Source organism: Kitasatospora sp. NPDC041988 (assembly GCF_055588525.1).
In genome coordinates, this window is the sequence record NZ_JBVJCO010000012.1 from 159,581 (window position 1) to 179,465 (window position 19,885).

The 19,885-nt window shown below is 72.6% G+C and carries 14 protein-coding genes; 5 read left to right on the forward strand and 9 right to left on the reverse strand.

Translation table 11 applies throughout. From position 1 onward, the window contains the following. Positions 1-30 precede the first annotated feature (30 nt). The 3 genes from ACZ6NC_RS15065 to ACZ6NC_RS15075 form a co-directional block, all read right to left on the reverse strand. A complete protein-coding gene (locus ACZ6NC_RS15065; protein WP_465732686.1) occupies positions 31-1,380 on the reverse strand; it encodes an MFS transporter in 1,350 nt (449 codons plus the stop codon). Positions 1,381-1,384: 4 nt separating this feature from the next. Continuing rightward, positions 1,385-2,185 (reverse strand): GntR family transcriptional regulator, encoded by an 801-nt coding sequence (locus tag ACZ6NC_RS15070; RefSeq protein WP_465732688.1) that lies wholly within the window; start codon positions 2,183-2,185, stop codon positions 1,385-1,387. A gap of 152 nt (positions 2,186-2,337) precedes the next feature. After that, complete coding sequence (locus tag ACZ6NC_RS15075) at positions 2,338-3,105, reverse strand: hypothetical protein (protein WP_465732690.1); 768 nt, start codon at positions 3,103-3,105, stop codon at positions 2,338-2,340. A gap of 251 nt (positions 3,106-3,356) precedes the next feature. On the opposite strand from ACZ6NC_RS15075, the gene ACZ6NC_RS15080 reads away from it, so the two are divergent. Beyond that, positions 3,357-6,146, forward strand: a complete 2,790-nt coding sequence (locus tag ACZ6NC_RS15080; RefSeq protein ID WP_465732694.1) for an ATP-binding protein — start codon at positions 3,357-3,359, stop codon at positions 6,144-6,146. A 30-nt stretch (positions 6,147-6,176) separates the two neighbouring features. On the opposite strand, the gene ACZ6NC_RS15085 is transcribed toward ACZ6NC_RS15080, so the two are convergent. Then, entirely contained in the window at positions 6,177-7,556 is a 1,380-nt protein-coding gene (locus tag ACZ6NC_RS15085; RefSeq protein WP_465732696.1) for an MFS transporter, read from the reverse strand. Next, positions 7,553-8,356: a glycerophosphodiester phosphodiesterase gene (locus ACZ6NC_RS15090; protein WP_465732698.1), complete on the reverse strand. Its 804-nt coding sequence runs from the start codon at positions 8,354-8,356 to the stop codon at positions 7,553-7,555. Before ACZ6NC_RS15090 ends, ACZ6NC_RS15085 begins: the two co-directional genes overlap by 4 nt. Before the next feature lie 462 nt (positions 8,357-8,818). Between ACZ6NC_RS15090 and ACZ6NC_RS15095 the strand changes: the two genes are divergently transcribed. Next, complete coding sequence (locus ACZ6NC_RS15095; RefSeq protein ID WP_465732700.1) at positions 8,819-8,989, forward strand: hypothetical protein; 171 nt, start codon at positions 8,819-8,821, stop codon at positions 8,987-8,989. 104 nt (positions 8,990-9,093) lie between these two features. On the opposite strand, the gene ACZ6NC_RS15100 is transcribed toward ACZ6NC_RS15095, so the two are convergent. Together ACZ6NC_RS15100 and ACZ6NC_RS15105 are read right to left on the reverse strand one after the other, a co-directional pair. Beyond that, the gene (locus tag ACZ6NC_RS15100; RefSeq protein WP_465732701.1) at positions 9,094-12,579 is read right to left on the reverse strand and encodes a hypothetical protein; all 3,486 of its coding nucleotides are present in this window, start codon (positions 12,577-12,579) and stop codon (positions 9,094-9,096) included. Between the two features lie 42 nt (positions 12,580-12,621). After that, positions 12,622-13,008: a hypothetical protein gene (locus ACZ6NC_RS15105; protein WP_465732703.1), complete on the reverse strand. Its 387-nt coding sequence runs from the start codon at positions 13,006-13,008 to the stop codon at positions 12,622-12,624. Between ACZ6NC_RS15105 and ACZ6NC_RS15110 the strand changes: the two genes are divergently transcribed. From ACZ6NC_RS15110 to ACZ6NC_RS15120, 3 genes are all read left to right on the forward strand, one after another. After that, the gene (locus ACZ6NC_RS15110) at positions 12,944-13,336 is read left to right on the forward strand and encodes a putative quinol monooxygenase (protein ID WP_465732705.1); all 393 of its coding nucleotides are present in this window, start codon (positions 12,944-12,946) and stop codon (positions 13,334-13,336) included. The two genes, ACZ6NC_RS15105 and ACZ6NC_RS15110, sit on opposite strands and share 65 nt — an antisense overlap. A 322-nt stretch (positions 13,337-13,658) precedes the next feature. Further along, the gene (locus tag ACZ6NC_RS15115; RefSeq protein ID WP_465732707.1) at positions 13,659-16,274 is read left to right on the forward strand and encodes a SpoIIE family protein phosphatase; all 2,616 of its coding nucleotides are present in this window, start codon (positions 13,659-13,661) and stop codon (positions 16,272-16,274) included. 442 nt (positions 16,275-16,716) lie between these two features. Then, positions 16,717-17,706: a PI-PLC domain-containing protein gene (locus ACZ6NC_RS15120; protein ID WP_465732709.1), complete on the forward strand. Its 990-nt coding sequence runs from the start codon at positions 16,717-16,719 to the stop codon at positions 17,704-17,706. Positions 17,707-17,809: 103 nt separating this feature from the next. Here ACZ6NC_RS15120 and ACZ6NC_RS15125 read toward each other — a convergent pair whose 3' ends face one another. Then, positions 17,810-18,772, reverse strand: a complete 963-nt coding sequence (locus ACZ6NC_RS15125) for an NAD(P)-dependent alcohol dehydrogenase (RefSeq protein WP_465732711.1) — start codon at positions 18,770-18,772, stop codon at positions 17,810-17,812. A gap of 119 nt (positions 18,773-18,891) precedes the next feature. Continuing rightward, entirely contained in the window at positions 18,892-19,803 is a 912-nt protein-coding gene (locus tag ACZ6NC_RS15130) for a squalene/phytoene synthase family protein (protein WP_465732713.1), read from the reverse strand. Positions 19,804-19,885 lie beyond the last annotated feature (82 nt).

Here is a 19,885-nt window from a genome sequence, read left to right on the forward strand (position 1 = left end):
GGCCCGAGGGTACGCGGTGTCGCAGCTGCATCAGACGTCGGCGGTGCTACCCGAGAACCGTCCGGAGCCCATGACATCGCCTCCCGGAGCCGGGCGGCCGCGCTCACCGGGGAGCAGGCCGGAGCGTACGAGTTCGCGATCTCCTACCGCCGGCGGTTCGCGCATGCCTCGAAGCGGTGAGGCGAAGTTCGGGAGGAAGCTCAGCGTCATACCGGCTGCGCCGATCCACAGGGTGGCCGGTGCGCCGAGTGCAGCGCCTGCGGCTCCGCCCAGGACTGCGCCCAGTGGAAGGCCGCAGCACGACACGAACCGGGTGGTCGCGCTCATCCGGCCCAGGAACCGGTCCGGCGTGAGGGCCTGTTGGATGCTCGACTGGGCAACGACACGGACGACCCCGCCCAGCGAGAGGGCTGCGAGCCCGGCCGCTGCCACGTAGACGGTGCAGCCGGGTCGGGCCAACGGCATCAATGCCGTCAGCGGACAGGTGACGAGGGGCATGAGCCAGATGATCGGACCGTGCCCGACCCGCTTGGACAGTCGGCTCGCCGACAGCGCGCCTGCCAGGGCGCCGAAGCCCATACCCGAGAACACGAGGCCGATGCCGGAGGAGTCGAGGCCCATTTCCCGCCGCAGGAAGACCAGCAACATGGTCTGGTACATGGCCAGGAAGAGATTGAAGACCGCGTCTCCCAGCACGGTCGCGCGGAGAACGGGATGTGTGAGAACGAAGCGCAAGCCCGCTCCGATGTCACGGAGCAACCGAGGTCGCTCACCGGGTTCCGGCTTCGGTTCGCGCCTCCGGATGCCGATCGCCAGCAGGCCGGACGCCGCCATACCGATCGAGCTCGCCAAGAGCGTGGCAGGAGCGCCCACCCAACCGACCAGCGGACCCGCCACTGCCGGACCGCTGATGCTGGTGACCGAGCGCACCGCCGAGAGCTTCGAGTTTCCTTCGACAAGACTGCCGCGCCCCACGAGGTGCGGGAGACAGCTGACGTACGCGACGTCGAAGAAGGCGGTCAGTGCACCGTGAAGCAGGGCGATCGCGAAGAGCCACCCCGTGGTGAGAAGACCGGCCCACCACGCCACCGGTATCGTCGCGAGGGCCAGTGACCTCACAAGGTCGGTGCTGATCATGACCGACCGCTTCCGCATGCGGTCCACCCACGCGCCTGCCGGCAGTCCGGCCAGGAGCGAGCCCGCCGTGGTCATCGCAGCCAGCAGCCCGACCTGGAACTCGTCGGCATCCAGGGCCACGATGGCAACCAGTGGCAGCGCCAGGAAGATGATGCGATCGCCCAGCTGGCCGAGTGCGGTGGCGGCGAACAGGCGCCGGAAGTCGGGGTCGCGCAGGAGCCCGGGACGGAGGGGCAAGGACATTCGGTCACCCACCGTCGGTGGCGAAGCGGCCCATCGGACCCATCAGTGAGGGGTGGTCGACCCCGAACTCGTAGACCACTTCGCGGCGCCCGTCGGGAATGACGATGTCGGCGGTCTCCACGGGGCGTCCGCCGGTGTCGTAGATGGTCCGCTCGATCCGAAGTACCAGGTCCCCGGTGCTGATTCCCAGAAGGTTCGCCTGTTCCCGGGTGGCGTGAGCCGGGCGTGGCCGCTCGACCACAGTCCGGACCACGACGCCGAGGGAGCGCATGCGCTCGACCACCCCCTTGCCCGCGAGCGGTCCCGTCTCGGGGAGAAGGATCGGCGTTCCGCCCGTGATGGCCATCGGCTCCCAGGATTCCGAGAGTTGGACGGGTTGCCCGTCGGCGAGGAACTCGTAGTGCGTGGTGACGCAGGGATCCCCCGGGTCGACGCCGAGCCGCTCGGCGATCGCCTCAGTGGCGGGAACGCGCACCTGGCTGTGCGCGTCCCAGGCGTTGGCCCTGCCTCGCTCCTCCGACCGGAGGCCGGCGGGGGAGCCGGTTCGGTGTTCGCGATGCCTGGAGCGGACCATCTGAAGGCGTTCGAGTGGGACACGGACGTAGGTGCCCGAGCCCGCGCGTCCTTCCAGGAGGCCCTCGACGATCAGACATTCCACCGCTCGCTGCGAGACGTTGCGTCCGACCCCGTACTCCTCGGCGAGCCGCACCCGCGACGGCAGCCTCTCCCCGACCTCCCACTCTCCCGCGAGAATTCGTGCACGCAGTGCGTCGCTCACGGCAAGATACGGCGCCTCTCGGGGCAAGGTGTTCCTCCGGTTGCTCTGCTGCGCGGCAGCTGACGATTCCAGGCGGTACCGGCAAGCTATTCCATCGGGCGCGAGCTACTGGAGTAGCGCTGCGCTCGGTGTTCGTGCGGTGGGAGGCCGGGTGCGGAGTGGGAGCACCCGGGCCCGGTCTACCGCCGCGCGGAGCGCCGCCGGCGCAGCGGGAGCCGGGCACGCCGCCAGGACCGCCGGCCGGGGCGCCGGAACCCGTGGTCGTTCCGGAGGAACTGCATGGCCACCACCGCGCCGAACAGCCAGAACAGCGCCGAGAATGCCAACCTCGGCCACGAGGCGCCGCCCGCGACGATCCCGGTCACCGGCCAGAGCGTCCACAGCCCGAACCACACCCAGGCGAAGGCGCGCGTGCCCAGCGTGCCGAAGAACGCGTGGGCGCTCCCGCCGCCCAGCGCGGACCACAGCACCACGCCCAGGCCGATCCAGGCGACGAGCAGGTCCCACATCAGCGCGTTGGTGGACGACGGCGTCATGGTGTCCCGCTTGCCGTCGACCGTGACGCCCACGACCTCCCCGTACCAGGTCTCCAGTTCCGCACCGGCCCCACGTCCCGCTCCGCCGAACAGTGCCCCGCCGACCTCGATCGTCTCTACCGCCCCCGAGGCCCGACGGACCGACAGCTGGTAGACAGTCTCGGTGGTCGTGGACGACGTGTCGGTGGTGCCGGTTGTCTTGGTGCGCGTGGAGGTGTCCTTGTCGACGACCTGGCCGGTCTCGTGCCCGATACAGTCCTGCTGCCCACCCGCCGGGCTGCCGCTCGGGCACGGTTTCGCGTGCCGGAACTGCACCGAGTTCCGGTAGGGCTCTCCCGCCAGGTCGACTCCCGCCCAGATGGCCGCCAGGCCGAGCAGCGCCGCACAACAGCGGACGATGATCCGAATCATCCCGGTTCCTCCTGCCTCCCCGCTCAGTTTCACGGGAGGCCAGGGGTCGAGCAATGCATTTGCGCGGAGCAACACAGGTGCGCGGATTGGGAATTGGAGGTCGACTGTGTCGACCTCCGCGCGAAGGACAGAAGTTGAAGCACCCTTGGTCTCCGACCGGCCTGATTGTCAAGTCCGCACCGGAACCGTCCGTTCAGCAGTAGCCTCGGCTTCGGTAACGACGGGCGTGGAACAGCGAATCGGAGGCGGCGGTGGCCGAAGGGGAGCCCGAGGCCGGGGGTGACGGCGGGGCCGGCAAGGACGGCTGTCCGCTGCACGAGCGCGAGGCCGAGATCCGGTCGGCCGGGCAGGCGGTCGAGGCGCTCACCCGGCCCGCCGGTGCCGGGACCGGGGAGCTGCTGCTCTACACCGGTGCGGCCGGCCTGGGTAAGACCGCGGTGCTGACCGAGGTGCGACGGGAGGCGAAACGCGCGGGTTGCACGGTGCTGTTCGCCCGGGGCGGGGAGCGGCAGCGCCATGAGCCGTTCCGCGTGGTGCGCCAGCTGGTGCTGCCGGTGCTGGCGGCCCTGTCCGACGAGGAGCGGTCGCAGGCCCTCGGGCCGTGGGAGGACATCGTCGGCCCGGCGGTGGGGCTGCTGCCGCCTGGAGGGCAGCTCGACCCGCAGGGTGTGCGGGACGGGCTGGACTTCGTGCTCACCCGCCTCGTGCAGCGGCGCTCGCCGGTGGCCGTGATCGTCGACGACCTGCACTGGGCCGATCCGGAGTCGCTCGGCTGGCTGGCGGGCTTCGCGGTGCGCGCACGGGAGCTGCCGGCCCTGCTCGTGCTCGCCTGCCGCGACGAGTTCCCCGACGACGCCCTGACGCTGCAGCACGGCCTCGTCGGCAGGGCCGACCGGCGGCACGAACTGCGGCCGCTCCAGCCGGCCTCGGTCGCGCACCTGGTCCGCGCGGCCCTGGGCACGCAGGCGGAGGACGCCTTCTGTCGCCACGTCTGGGCGGTCACCGCCGGGAACCCGTACGAGACCACCGCCCTGCTGCGCGAGGTGCTCGACCAGCGGCTCGACCCGGTCGAGGAGAGCACTGGACAACTGCGCGAACTCGCCGCCGGCGCGCGGGGGATGACGCCACGGCACTGGCTGGACAAGCTCGGCCCGACCACGCTGCGATTCGCCTGGGCCGCGTCCATGCTGGGCACCGACATCCGCCCGGACCTCGCCGCCGTCATCTGCGCCCAGGGCCCGGAGGCCGCCGCCCAGTCGATCCGGGAGCTGCGCCGGCACGGGGTGCTGACCAGTACGCCGGGAGACCGGCTGGAGTTCGTCCACCCGCTGATCGCCACCTCGCTCTACCAGTCGATGCCGCCGGCCACCCGGACCGGGATGCACGGGGTCGCCGCCGTCGAGACCGAGAACGCAGGCCTCGGCTTGCTGACGGCATCCCGGCACCTGCTGGAGACGCTGCCCGACGGGGACGGCGAGATCGTCGGCAAGCTGCGCCGGGCGGCCCGCGAGCACCTGGCCATCGGTGCGCCCGAGGCGGCCCAGCGCTGCCTGCGGCGCGCCATCAGCGAACCGCCCGCCGACGAGGACCGGGCCGCGGTGCTCTACGAACTCGGCTGCTCGGCGCTGCTCACCGATCCGGCGACCACGGTCAACCAGCTGCGCCTGGCGCTCGCGGACCCGTACGGGCTGGGCCCCGAGCTGAGGGTGGACGCGACCTTCCGGCTCGCCCAGGCACTCGCCCACAGCAACCGGCTCGGCGAGGCCGCCGCGGTGTGCGTCGAGGAGGCCGCTCGCACCCGGCCCGGGCCGGGCCGCCTGCGCCTGGAGGTCGCCCACTTCATGTTCGCCGCGTTCCAGTTCGAGGACGAGGACGGCCCGGGCCGCTCCCGGCGGCTCGCGGAGTTCGACCGGATGCTCGGCACGATCGGCCTGGCCTTCACCGACTCCGGGGCGGACGGTCCGGCCTTCAGCGACACCGGCACGGTCGGCGAGCCGACGCCGGACGAGGCCCTGTTCGAACGTGACGGCCTGGCCCATGCGGTGGCCGTGCTGCGCTGCTGGGATCTCACGCTGCGCGGCGCGGACCGCGAGGAGACGATCGCCCTGGCCGAGTCCGCGCTGCCGGACGGCCGACTGCCCCGCAGCCTCGGCTGGACCAACACCACCTGGGGTTTCGAGCTGCCTGGGATCCTCGGCATCAGCTACCTCTACGCCGACCGGGTCGACCGGGCGGAGGAGTTGTTCACGGAGGCGGTCCGCGCGTACGAAGTCGCCGGGTGGAGCGGTGGTCACCTCGGCTTCGCCTACCTGCTGACCGGCATGCTCCGGTTCCGCTGCGGTGCCCTGGCGGAGGCGGAGGACTACCTGCGCCGGGCGCTGCGCATCGCCGAACGGATAGGCCCGGGCGTCCCGCTGCACTGGGACGCGGTCGGGGCGCTGGCCGAGACCCTGGCCGCGCGCGGCCGGCTCGCCGAGGCCCTGGAGCTCGCACACACGCACGCCTTCGGCCCGCCGTACCCGACGGTGATGGTGCTGCCCGACGCTCCCACGCTGTACGGCCGTCTGCTGCTGGCCCGGGGCGACGCGCCCGGCGCGGCCGCCACGCTGACCGCCGCCGGCGCGGCCCTGGACGCGCGTGGCTGGCGCAACACGGTGTGGGCGCCGTGGCTCGGGCACCTGGCGCGCGCGGTCGCCCCCGACCAGCCGGACCGGGCCCGCGACCTCGCCGACGAGGCCGTTCGCCGGGCCCGGGAGTCCGGCACGGACTCGGCCGTCGGCGTCGCGCTGCGGCTCTGCGCGGGGGTGCACGACCGGCCACGCGCCGCCGAGTTGCTCACGGAGGCCGTCCGGCACCTGGAGCGGTCACCCGCCCGCTACGAGCACGCGATCGCCCTGGTCGACCTGGGTGAGGCACTGGGCACCGCGCCGGCCGCCCATACCGCCCTGGCCCGCGGGCTGGAGCTGGCCACCCGCTGCGACGCCGACGGCCTGGCCGCCCGGGCGGGGGAGCTCCTGCGGACGGCGGGTGCGGCGGGCTGAGGTGGGCTCAGGACACTGCGGGCCGGGCCGTCACAGCCGTTCGGGGACGGGGTTGCCGACGGCCTCGATGGCGCGGCGGACGGGGACCTTCGCCAGCACGGCGAAGCCGATCACGAAGAACACCAGCAGGGAGATGATCGCCGAGCGGTAGCTGCCGGTGAGCTGGTAGGCGAGGCCGAAGACCAGCGGGCCCATCCAGCTGGTGCCCCGGTCGCTGACCTTGTAGACGCTGAAGTACTCGGCCTCCCGGCCGGCCGGGATGAGGTGGGAGAACAGCGAGCGGGAGAGTGCCTGGCTGCCGCCGAGCACCAGGCCGATCATGCAGGCGAGGGCGAAGAACCAGGCGGGCTGGTGGGCGGGCATGAAGTACCCGAGGGCGAGGGTGACCACCCAGCCGACCAGGGAGCCGAGGACGGTCTGCTTGGCGCCGTACCGGTGGGCGATCCGGCCGAGGAGCAGTGCGCCGCCGATCGCGACGATCTGGACCAGGAGCACGGCGACGACCAGCGAGGTCTGGTCCATGCCGAGCTCCTCGCTGCCGTAGAGCGAGGCCTGGGAGACGACGGTCTGGATGCCGTCGTTGTAGCAGAGGAAGGCGCCCAGGTAGAGCAGCGTGAGCGGGTACTGGCGCATGCCGCGCAGGGTGCGGGCGAGTTCGCGCAGGCTGCCGGCGGCGGGCCGGTCGGGCACGGCCGCCGCACGGTCGGGGGCCGCACCGGCCCGGGAGGGCAGCCGCAGCATCGGAATGATGGTGAACAGCGCCCACCACAGGCCGGCCGAGGCCAGGCAGATCCGCACGGCGGTGCCGGAGGACAGGCCGAGCGCGTCGTGGCCCTCGAACAGCGCCAGGTTGGCGATCAGCAGCAGGCCGCCGCCCGCATACCCGTACGCCCAGCCCTTGGAGGAGACCGCGTCGCGCTCGTCGGGGGAGGCCAGGCCCGGAAGGTAGGCGTAGGAGAGCGCGACCGACACCGCGTACGCGATGTTGGCGACCACCAGCAGCGCGCCGCCGAGCAGGTAGCGGTCGCCGTCGAGGAGGAACATCCCCATGGTGGCGATCGCGCCGACGTAGGCGAAGCCGCACATCAGCTCCTTGTGCCGCCCGGTGCGGTCCGCGACCGTCCCGGTCAGCAGCATCACCGCGACCGAGAGCAGTACGGAGAAGGAGACCGTGTACGGGAAGAACGAACCCGCGCGGACCGAGAGGCCGAGCGGGTGCACGTCGCCGGCCGCGTCGGCGGCGTTCTTGGCCACCGAGGTCAGGTACGGCCCGAGGAACACCGTCAGGACGGTGGCCGAGAAGGCGGCGTTGGCCCAGTCGTTGATGTACCAGCCGAACTGCATCCGGCGCAGGGCGCGGCCGTCGGTGGCGGTCGTCGGGTGGTCCGGCAGTTGGGCGGTGGTGGTCATGGGGCTCCTGTCACCGTGTTGGAGCCGGTGCTGCCGTCGGTCCAGCAGCCGCGCTCGCCGAGGACGTCCCGCAGGACGTCGATGCGATCGGCCATGATGCCATCCACACCGAGGTCGAGGAGAGCCCTGATCCGTGTGGGATCGTCCACAGTCCAGACGTGCACCTGCAGGCCGAGGCGGTGGGCGGTGCGGACGAAGGCCCGGTCGACGACCCGCACGCCGCGGTGCCTCTCCGGCACCTGCGCGCACACCCCGGCGAACGGTGCCCCGCGCCCCCGCACCAGTGGCCCGGCCAGCGAGCGCAGCCGCAGCCGGGCCACCTCGCGCGGGCCGAGCGAGGTGGCCAGCCGGGGGCCGGCGGCGGCGCGGACGGCTGCGAGGCGACTGTCGGAGAAGCCGCCGACGCAGACCCGGTCCCAGGCGTTCGTCCGGCGGATCGCCTCGACCAGCGGTCCGACGGCCGGCGCCGCCTTGACGTCGACGTTGAACCGGGCCCCGGGGAACGCGCCGAGCAGGTCGTCCAGCAGCGGCACCGGTTCGGTTCCACCGATCCGGGCCTGCCTGACGGTGCCCCAGGGCAGTTCGGCCACCGCCCCGGTGCGGTCGGTGACCCGGTCGAGGCGGGAGTCGTGGAAGGCCACCAGTACGCCGTCGCGGGTGGCGTGCACATCCGTCTCGAGGTAGCGGTACCCGAGGGCCACGGCGGCCTCGAAGGCGGCGAGCGAGTTCTCGGGGTGGCCGAGGTCACCGCCCCGGTGCGCGAAGGCGAGCGGCCCCGGCTGGTCGAGGAAGGGGTGCATGTCGTGCTCCGAGCTGCTGGGAGAGGGACCCGCCGGGCCCGCGAGGCCCGGGCGGCGCTGCCCGCTCCGACGACGCCCGGGTGATGCGCGTTACAGTATTACGCACCCTGTCAAGCGGTAATGCCCGGTGCGGCGGACCGGGCCCGGGCAGTGACCTCCGCGGTTCACCGGCACAGGGCCGTATCCACGGCGCCTCCACGTGCTGCGCGGCGGCGGTCGGGGGATCGTGGCCACCGTGATGCCGGACCGGGCGGGGTCACTCGTGGAGACGCGGCTGGCGTTCCTTGACGGCATGTAGCAGCGGGCACGACCGGTCGTCCCGGAGGCGGGCAGTGCGGACACCGTGTAGGCGGAGCCCTGGGACACGACCGGGACGGGAACGGGGCGCTTGCTTCATGCAGGTGGGACGTTCCGCCCGCGAGGGTGGATGGCGCAAGGCGCACCCATCCAGGAGGACACGTCATGCTGCACTACTCACAGCACAAGCTGCGTGAGGCCGATCTGCTCCGGGAGGCGGAGCGGGAGCGGGCCCTCCGCGCCGCAGTCGAGGGTCGGCCCAACGCGGCCGGGAGTACGCGGCGCTCCCTCGGTCTCGTCCCTGCCTGGCTCCGGCGGCGAATCGCCCACGCCTGAGCACGGCTCGGGGAAACCATCCTGAGCATCACCCCGTGGCACCGGGCCGCGAGCGCATCTCTTGACGGCGCTCGCGGCCCGGTCACGTCTGTCGTCGGCCGGCCCTACCGTGCTGCTGCCCGGGGCTGACCGGAGACTTGTCGGACCTCATCGGCCAGGACGGTCAGGGACTCCGGGGCCACGGTGGTCAGGACCTCCAGCACGGAGTACCAGCCGCCCGAGCGCACCGCCTCGGCGACCATGCGCCTGCCCGTCGGAGTGGGACCGCTCCTTCGGGCAAGAAGCGAGAGGGCGCGAGTCCGGTGGTAACCGTCGGTGATGGTGCGTGCCACCTCGTGGGCCTGATCGACCAGTCCCGCTGCGGCGAAGGCGTGGACAACCTCCACCAGGGCCGAGGCCTGAAGCCTGTTGCGAACGCTGGTCCGAGCAGATGTGAGGGCCCGCCCGGCCTGTTCGCGTGCGGGGCCGATCCGGCCGGCGGCGGCGAGTACCACGGCCATCCGGGCGCGGGCTTCGGATTCGGCCGCGCCTTCGGGGAGGAACCGGATGGCTTCGGTCACCTCGTCGATCAGGTCGAGTGCGTCGTCGGTGCGTCCGGATACGGCGAGCGCCTCGGCGACACGGGCGATGGCGTCCGCGCGGTCGGTGGCCTCCACGAGGCCCCGGGCGAGCGGCAGTGCATGCCGGCTTCCTCCGCTCATCGCGAGGCTGCCGGCGAGCCGGCTCAGGCATGTGTACTGCCGGTGGGGGGCGAGGATGGTGGAGGCGATGTCCATGGCGTGATCGAAATGACCTGCGGCCGCGAGTACCTCGGCGATCTCCGCGGTGTACCAGGCCGCCAACCAGGCGCGGTCCTGCCCCCGCTGGTCGTCCACCAGCCTGTGGGCGAGGTCGAGCGCTCGGCCGGGCCGGCCGATGGCGACGAGCGCTTGGGCGCTGCTGGCCAGGGCACCGGAGTCGGACCGATCGCCCGCCGCCAGGGCGACCGCGCGATCGACCAGCTCCACCGTCCGCCCGGTGTCTCCGATGTGCGCCGAGGCGAGGGCGGCATCCGCGAGGTGCACGGAAGACCGGGACGAGGGGGTGGCGGCGAGCTCATGGGCGGCGGCCGCATGTGCGAGGGCGCGCGCCCGGCCGGTCTCCCCGATGTCGGCCAACGCCTTGACGAGACCGGGGAGGGCTGCGGGCCGTCGCGAGGGTCTGGCGATGGTGCGCGCGGTGGCCCGATGGGCGAGTTCCGTGGCCTCGGTGACCAGGCCTTCGAAAGCGAGCGCCTCGGCGACGCCGGACAGTGCCGCGGCCTGGGTCGCGGGGGTGCTGATGGTGAGGGCGAGGGCGACGGCCTCCTCGGTACGGCCGCTGTCGGCGAGCAAGCCGGCGGCGACAACCAGCAGACTCTCGGACGCCGGATGCGGTGCGCCCTCCTGAGCAGTGAGGATGACCTCCCGGAGCAGGTCGTCGGCTTCCTCCGGACGCCCGTCGTCGTACAGGGCCCTGACGATCTCGGGCAACACGTCCGCCTGTCGGGCGGGGTCGGTGATGGTGCCGAAGGCCTCGATCGCCTGCGTGGTGTGTCCGGTCCGGGCCAGCCCCGCGCTGACTCCGGCCAGTGCTTCGGCCAGCCGCAGCGGATCCGTGATTCCGCCGGCGAGCTCCAGTGCCTGCTCGGCGTCTCCGATCGCGGCGAGGGAACCGGCGAGCTCTGCGAGGTCCATCTCGCTGAGGCGGTACGGGTCGTCCCGGGGATCGGCGGGAGCGACGTGGCGGCGAAAGAGGTCCAGGGCCTCTTGCGAACCGTGGGTCGCGGCCAGGAACGCCAGCTCTTTTCGGCGTACCGACGGCAGACGGATGGCCTTGGCGATGGCGACGGCCCGGCTGATGAGTGCGGCGGCTCGTTCTTCGTCCCCGGTGAGGGCGACCACGTCCGCGAGGTCCGCGAACACCCGGTAACGGTCGTGGTTGATCTGGTTGCGGGCGTCGTCGTAGGCGTCACCGGCGAGGTCGAGCGCCTGGTCGTACCGGCCGGTCCTGGCGAGCGCGCGAGCGATGACGGTGCGGAGCCGGGCCCGCTGCCGCCAGTCCTCGATGCCGCGGACCTGATCGGCCGCCTCGACGCCGAGCCGTGCGGCCGCGAGACCGTGATCCTGGCCGGCCACAGCCTCGGGCAGGGCGCCGATGACCACGCCGAGGGCTCCGGCCCGCCGGTCGGGGTCGGGGAACGACCTGGCGAGGTTTGCGGCTCGTTCTGTCTCTCCCAGCCGGGCCCACAGAGCGATCAGGCTGTCGGGCGTGCTCCGGTTGCGGTTGTGCAGATCGCCCCGGTGGTCGGCCAGGAGCAGCATCGAGTCGAGATCGACCGGCTCGCGGGCGAGCAGAAGGTCCTGTGTCGAGGCGATCTCCGTGAGGGCCTCAAGGTCGCTGCCGGACAGGTCGAACTGCCTGTCCTGCCGGTCGTGATCGGCGACCAGGCGCACCAGCTGTTCCAACTCGCCGGATTCGCCGAGGAGTTGGGGATAGCCCCGCAGTAGGTACTCCGGGGTTCCGGCCGGCCAGGACCGCTCGCGGTACCGGCCGGCCCAGGAGTGCAGACGATCCCGGTACGCGGCCAGTTCGCCGTCCAGGAACTCCGCCGCCGCCTGCTGGAGCTCCTGGTGGCCCAGGAGGTACACCTCGGGCCCGGATCCGCCCCAGTGCGAGCCCTGGGTGACGAAGGTGCGACCCGTGACCGAGGTGAGGTGCCGCTGGACCCGCCACCTGGGGCATCCGGCGAGCTCGGCGAGGTCGTGGCTGCTCAGCCCGCCGCCCGCTGCGGTGAGCAGCCCGAGCAGGTCGCGCTCCACCCCCTCCGCCTCCAGCAGGCGCAGGAGTTCGCGTTCCATGTCGTGACGGGCGGCGGTCGCGTGCGGAGAGACCGCCAGCGCGTGGGAGCAGCCCGGGCTGCGGAGCGGGTGGTGCCCGGGGACGTCGTCGGGAACGGGCGGGTTGGGGCGGCCGGCGACCAGGACCCGCATGCCGGCGGGTGGTTCCGCCGGCAGCAGGGCGGCGATGCTGTGGCTCTCGGGGCCGGAGGTCACACCGCGGTCCTCGTCGAGCCCGTCGACCAACAGGACCAACCGCTCCCCGCGGCCGGCGCACAGCCGGGCGGCCCGGTCCAGAGTGTGCAGGAACTGCTCGTCCCGGGTGTGCTCGGTGACCGGGGGCTCCTGCTCGCCGAGGAGCTCGCACAGTTGACGCTGGACCACCTCGCAGAACGCCGGCCGGTTGCTCTGGCCGGCGAGACGGGCGGTGATGAAGAAGGAAACCACCTGTACGCCTGCCGGAGGATGCAGGGCGAACTGCGCCATCAGCGCGGTCTTGCCCGCCCACGCGGGGGCCAGCCAGCGGAAGTGGTCGGGCCCGTCGTCGGCGGTGCAGAACCGGTCCATCACCGCGAGCTCGTCGCGCCGGCCGGTGAAGTGCGGTGTGCCCAGCCTCCGGACCTGATGGAGGTAGCCCGAGCGCGCCACGGGAGGCGCGGCAACCCTCACGTTGATCTGGAGGTTGCCGTCACCTATCTGGACGCCCTCCGCCGCGCGGGCGTCCACCCGCACGGGCTGGTCCCCCGACTCCCTGCTCAACGCCGCGGACGCCGCTCAGTTGAAGGTGTTGGTCTGCGTGCCGTGGTCACCGATCTGAACGCCCTTGGCCTCCCGCGCGTCGACGGCGTACCTTCCGGCGCTCGCTCCGCTCCCGTGGGCCTCCAACCGCGCCAGCAGCTCCCGGGCGGCATCGACGACCGCCGGATCCCGGTCGGCTCCGGCCGCGGCCAGCTCGGCGGTCAACCGCGCCTCCCACACACCGGGTTCGGTCTCGACGGTGTCGAGCACCTCGACGGCCTGCTCGCCCCGGGAGGCCAGGCGCCGGCGCACCGCGTCCCGCAGGCCCTCGTAGGCTTCGCGTACGGCAAGACTGAGGGTGTCCCTGACCCCGGCCGAGGCCCCCGCTGCCATCGCCGCGACCACCAGCTCGATTTCGCTCACCAGACCCCCACTCGACGGACGACTTGATCGACAGTATGCCCGATCTGATGGTGCGTCCGGCCGCCGCGAAGAAGTCCTGGCCGTGTTCGGGAAGCACACCCCAGCCGTCCATGCCGAGAGCGGGTGTCGGATGTACGCCGTCCATGCCGGCACCGACCGGGTCACCGTGGTGGAGACATGGGCTGACCGGTCCAGCCTGGACGCCCACGGCGAAGGCGACGCTCCGGGCGCGATCGCCGCTGCCGTCGTCGATGCGCTCGCCGAGCCCCTCGACATCGCGGTCGGGCAGCCGTTCCCTGCCGGAGAATCCGCCAAGGGGCTGATCTGATCCTCGCGGACTCCTGTGCGGCACCCTCGTCGACCGTGCCGGGCACGGAGAGTGGCGCGCCGACGACGTTGCGCTGCTGGGATCCGGGGCAGGTGGGCCTGGCGTGTGTGGGGTGTTCGTACGAGGCCCGTCGTACGGTGTGCCCCGCTCGTGCCCGGGGCGGGACCATGGGTGTATGGCCAAAGACACGGGCCCCTCTCCCCGGCCGCGCCGGCGCCGGTCGGGTGGCCGTCGTGGGCGGCGGGACCCACGCCCAGTCCCGCGGGAGCCCTCGGCGCAACGCCTGCGGTCGGTACTCGGCATCCACAGCGTCGCCGGGCAGATGTTCGTCCTGCAGGTGTTGATCGTGCTGCTGCTCGTCGTGGCGGCCGTCGTCGCGCTGCTGATCCAGTCCCGCAGCGACCGGTACGCGGCAGCGCGTGACCGCTCGCTCGCCGCGGCCGAGGCGTTCGCCCACAGTCCCGGTCTGGTGGCGACGATGCAGGGCCCCAATCCCAGCGCGGTGCTCCAGCCGCTGACCGAAGCGGCCCGCAAGGCCGCTGAGGTCGACTTCATCGTGGTGACCGACCGCAACGGCATCCGCTACACCCACCCCCAGCCCGAGCAGATCGGCAAGAAGTTCGTCGGCACCATCGGGCCTTCGCTGCAGGGCCGGGTCACCGTCGAGCAGGTGCACGGCCCGCTCGGCCGGGAGTACCAGGTGGTGGTCCCGGTGGAGGACGCCCAGGGTGCGGTCGTGGGCATCGTGTCGTCCGGGATGAAGGTCGCCAATGTGAGCAGCGCGATCAACCGCCAGCTGCCGGTCGTCCTGGGCGCCGGCACCGTCGCGCTCGGCCTGGCCACGGCCGGTACGGCGCTGGTGGGCAGGCGTCTCCTGCGGCAGACCCACGGCTTGGGGCCGGAGGAGATGACCCGGATGTACGAGCACCACGACGCGGTGCTGCACGCGGTGCGCGAGGGAGTGGCCATCGTCGGCGGCGACGGCCGGGTCCTGCTCGCCAACGACGAGGCGCGCCGGCTGCTCGACCTGCCCCCCGACACGGAGGGGCGCGCCGTCAGCGAACTCGGCCTCGCCCCCCGTACGACCGAACTGCTGCTCTCCGGCCACGTGGTCACCGACGAGGTGCTCCCTGTCGGCGACCGCCTGGTGGCCGTCAACAACCGCCCCACCGACAGCGGGGGAGGCCCGCCCGGCAGCGTCACCACCCTGCGCGACTCGACCGAGCTGCTCGCCCTCGCGGGGAAGGCCGAGGTCGCCCGCGGTCGGCTCAGGCTGCTGTACGACGCGAGCATGGCCATCGGCACGACCCTGGACGTCCGGCGCACCGCGGAGGAGCTCGCCCGGATGGCTGCCCGGGAGTTCTGCGACTACGCCACCGTCGACCTCGCCGAAGAGGTCCTGCGCGGCGAGGAGCCGCGGACCCTGGCGGTCGACGCCCCGGTGGAACTGCGGCGGGTGGCGGTCACGGGCATCCGGGACGATTCGCCGCTGTATCCCCAGGGGGAACTGGTCAGGTGGGCCGGGAGCACCCCGCAGGCGGCGGGCTTCGTCAGCGGGGATTCCGCGCTGGTCCCCGAGCTGGCGACCGACGCCGGGTGGCGCGAGCAGGACGCCGAGCGCACGCAGGCGGTGCTGGAGTTCGGCCTGGCGTCGCTGATCGCCGTTCCGCTGACGGCGCGGGGCGTGCTGATGGGCGTCGCCTGCTTCTGGCGCGGCCGGGACAGGGGTCCGTTCGAGGAGGACGACCTGTCCCTGGCCGAGGAGCTGGCTGCCCGGGCAGCCGTGTCCGTCGACAACGCCCGCCGCTTCACGCGTGAGCACACGATGGCCGTGACCCTGCAGCACAGCCTGTTGCCGGGTGCGTTGCCCGAGCAGAGCGCCCTCGACATCGCCTACCGGTACCTGCCCGCCCAGGCAGGGGTCGGCGGCGACTGGTTCGACGTCATCCCGCTGTCGGGCACCCGTGTGGCGCTCGTCGTCGGCGACGTGGTCGGTCACGGCCTGCACGCGGCCGCGACCATGGGCCGCCTGCGCACGGCGGTCCAGAACTTCTCCACCCTCGACCTGCCGCCGGACGAGCTCCTCGGGCACCTGGACGAACTGGTCAGCCACATCGACCAGGAGACGGCCCCGGCCGAGGGGGCGCTCGCGATCACCGGCGCCACCTGCCTCTACGCCATCTACGACCCCACCACCGCCACCTGTGTCCTGGCCGGGGCGGGCCATCCACCGCCCGCCCTCGTCCACCCGGACGGCAGGGTGGAGTTTCTCGGCCTCCCCGCCGGCCCGCCGCTCGGCGTGGGCGGGATGCCCTTCGAAGCCACGGAGGTACGACTGCCCCGGGGCAGCAGCCTGGTTCTCTACACCGACGGTCTGGTCGAGGACCGCACCCGCGACATCGATATCGGCCTGGACATCCTCACCGCCTCCCTGGCCCACCCCGACCGGTCGCCGCAGGACGTCTGCGACGCCGTGCTCGACGCCCTGCTGCCCGTCCGACAGACCGACGACATCGCCCTCCTCGTCGCCCGTACCCGCGTGCTGGAGCCCGATCGGACCGCCGAGTGGGAGGTGGCCGCGACTCCCTCGGCCGTGGCCCAGGCCCGGGCCGAGGCCACCCGGCAGCTCACCGAGTGGGGCCTGGACGAGGCCGTCTTCGTCACCGAGCTGGTGCTCAGCGAGCTGGTGACCAATGCCATCCGCTACGCGACCGGTCCGATCAAGGTGCGGCTGCTGTACGACCGCACGCTGATCTGTGAGGTCTCGGACACCAGCAGCACCGCACCGCACCTGCGCTACGCCGTGGCCGAGGACGAGGGTGGCCGCGGCCTGTTCCTCGTCGCCCAGCTCGCCGAACGCTGGGGCGTCCGCTACACCCCCGAAGGAAAGATCATCTGGGCTGAGCAGTTCCTGCGACCGGACACCCTGACGGCCTGACGCGTGGGCTCACGCTCCGTGCGGAGGCCCAACGCTGCGGCCCCGTCCACGTCGACTTCGAGACACAGCGCCGCACGCCGAAATGCCTCGTGCTCCTGGCGTCCCTCGACCTGATTGCCACTCACCACAGGCTTTCCACGGGGTTGTTGGGCGCTGCGACGCCTGGCCGAGATCCGACCGGGTGCCTCGCGCAGCCCGTCGACCCGAGGCAGAGTGGGTACGACCGATCGGCCTGGGGGGGCTCGTCAGGGCTTCCCGAGCGCGGTGACGTGCCGGCGCTCTCCGTGGTCGGCACGCCACCTCGGCCGTTCCGTCGGAGCCCCGGGAGGTGGCGCCGTGGCTTCCGGATCGATCTCCCGCCACACCTCGGGGTGGGTGGCGAGGGTTGTCTGCCGCTCACGGTCCACCCTGGCCCGGACACCGACATGAAGGAGTACGTTTCTTGACCACTCACCTCAGGCAAGGTGCGGGCGCGCGGTTGTTACCGGCGCTGATGGCGGCGCTGTGCGGGATCATCGGTGTCACCATGACGGGTGCGACCCCGGCGGCAGCAGCCGATCAGCGTCACCCGATCTACGCCATCGCGCACCGGGTCGACACCCTGGACGGCGTGGACGCCGCGCTCAACCACGGTGCCAACGGCATCGAGATCGACGTCTGTGCCTGGTGGAATCCGAACGAATGGCGCGCGTATCACGACTGTTCGTCGGCCGGTGACGCCCGGCTCGGTCCCGGCTTCGACAGCATGATCGACCGCATCGTCGCCAATGCCAACGCAGGGCGTCGGCTGGCGCTGGTCTGGCTGGACATCAAGGACCCGAACTACTGCGGAGAGCAGCAGAACCGCGGGTGCAGCGTCGCCGGACTGCGGGACAAGGCGCAGAGGCTGACGGCTGCCGGGATCCAGGTGCTCTACGGTTTCTACGAGTACCACGGCGGCAGCACCCCGGATGTCGGCGGCAGGGGCTGGAAGAGCCTGGAAGGCAGGCTCGGCCCCCTGGAGGGCATCACGACGACCGGGACCCGCGATCAGGTCCGAAGCGCCTTCGACCGGTCCGGTTCCGCACTCCCGACCGGTCGCCGGGCGATGGACTACGGCGACAGCGACATCACCAAGGGGTTCGGCAACTGCACGGAAGCCACCTACAACACGTGCGCGGAACTGAAGAAGGGGGCCGCGGACCGTGCCGCGGGACGGCTCGCGGCCACGCTGTCCTGGACGACCACCTACAACGATCCGTGGTACGTCGACAAACTGCTGGGCGATGCAGGCGTGGACGGCATCATCGCGGGCTACGGCGCCTTCACCGGAGTGCGCGAGTACGACAACGGCTGGCAGTGCGCCAACGCCGTCAACCTCGTCCGGGACTGGGTGAACCGCCACAGCGCCACCCACCGCATGGCCACCAGCGCTGACCGCCTGTTCAAGTAGTGGACGGCCCCGGGCGGCGCCGTACCGCACCGCGCCGTACCGCACCGCGCCCCACGGGCCTCCTCCAGCCGTCGGCCGGGACCCCGGCCGACGGCTTCGGCTGTCAGGGCAGCAGGATCAACTTGCCCGTCATACGGCCACTTCGGCTGAGCCGGTGGGCCTCCTCGGCAGCGGTGAGCGGCAGGGTCCGTGCGACGGCCACCCGGAGCCTGCGGTCGGCCACCGCTGCCACCAGCGGCTCCAGCCGCCGGCCGGTGGGCCTGCCCAGGATGCCCCTGGAGCGCGACGGCGCCACGAGCATCTGCACGACGGCGGCGGGGTCGTCCCCCGCCACCATGATGTGGCGCCCGCGCGACGACAGGAGGGACCGGCAGGCGGCGCCGGAGTAGCCGCCGACGCAGTCGATGACGAGGTGGAAGGGGGCATGGGCCCGGGCCTGGACCAGCGGGTCGCCCAGTTCGTAGTCGAGGACCACGTCGGCGCCCAACCCCCCGACGAGGTCCGCGTTCTTCGCCGAACAGACGCCGGCCACGAACGCGTCCTCCGACTTGGCCATCTGAACCGCGAGCTGGCCTACGGCGCCGGAGGCGCCCAGCACCAGCACGCGGCGGGCCGCGGGCCGCTCCCGGCGGATGCGGCCCAGGTCCACCACCGCCATCCGGGCGGTCACGCCGCTCACCGGCAGGGCGGCGGCCACGGTGATGTCGACCGAGTCCGGGACGGGGCACAGCTGGTCCTCACGCACCACCACGGTGTCGGCGTAGGAGCCGCGCTGGCCCCGGGAGAAGTCGGTCCCGCCCACCACCCGGTCGCCCGGTGAGAAGCCCACGACCCCCGGGCCGACGGCGTCGACCACGCCGGCGAAGTCCACCCCCACGACCACCGGTGGCTTCGGCCCCAGCAGACGGGCGGCCAGCCGCAGCGGGCCGTGACTGCGCATCTTCCAGTCGACCGGGTTGACCCCGACGGCCTGGACACCGATCCGGACCTCACCCCCGCGCGGCTCGGGCGTTGGCAGCTCCACGAGCTCCAACCGCTCCCCGGCCTTCCAGGTGCGCTGCGCCATGGCTTTCATGACTCCGTAGCGTACGGTGGCGACCGGCCCGGCCCGGCCCGGGGCGCGGTCCGGCCCCGGGTCGCGTTTCACGCGCGACGCGCGAGCCACATCGGGCGTGGTGGTGACGCTCAGCGACTCACACGGCGCGCCCGGAGGTATTCGAGGCCGAGCAGGCGAAGGGCGGCGGGCTTGGCCGGGCCGGCCGAGCGGCGCAGCAGGGCGGGGATGTCGGCGCGGGCGGCGGCGCTGGTCAGTTCGTCCAGGCCGATCATGCAGCGGACCATGGGCCGGTGGGCGGGCGGGACGAGGCCGACCACGGTGCGGCCCTCGGCGAGGGTGCGGTCGACCCGGTCGAGTTGGTCGGTGATCAGCGCCCGGACGGCCGGGATATCGCGGGCCTGTTCCAGATCGGTGCGGGTGACCCCGTGCTGGTTCAGGGTCTGCGCGGGGATCGTCAGGCGGCCGTCGGCCAGGTCCTCGGCGAGGTCGCTGACGAAGTCGAGCCGCTGGCTGGCGTCGATGAAGGTGCGGCAGGCGGCGCGGTAGGCCGTCTGGTCGCCGTCCGGGCCGAGCAGGGTGGCGACGACCATGAACGCGGGCAGCGAGTAGGCGTCCAGGTACTGCTGGTAGTCGGCCTCGGTGGCGAACTCTGCGAAGTCGAGGTCGGCGACGGCCCCCGCGAGGTGCTCCAGCGCGCGGCCCCGCAGCGCGGGGTGCGCGGCGACGGTGTTCAGCAGCGGGCGCAGTTCGGGGTGGTCCGTCTCACCGGTGGTGAGGCTGTCGGTGACCTCCTGCTCCCAGCGCGTGTACGCGGCTTTCCGGTCGTCGCGCGGGCCGCTGTCGAGCAGGGTGTCGGTGCGGTGCATGTAGGCGGTGGCCGCGATCACGTGCGGCACGAGCCGGGCCGGCAGGAGGAGCTTGGCGGCCAGTACGGCCTCCCGCTTGTACTGCGTGACCTGCCGGCGCTGTCGGCTGTAGTCGTCGCGCAGTCCGGGGTCGTTGATCCCGGCCGCGTCCAGCGCGCTCTCCCAGCTGCCCACTCGCGTTCGCCCTCTCCCTGGTCGATGTCCCCCGAGCCTAGACGGGGGTCGGCATCGTCCGAGCGGGAGGCCGCGCAGGCAG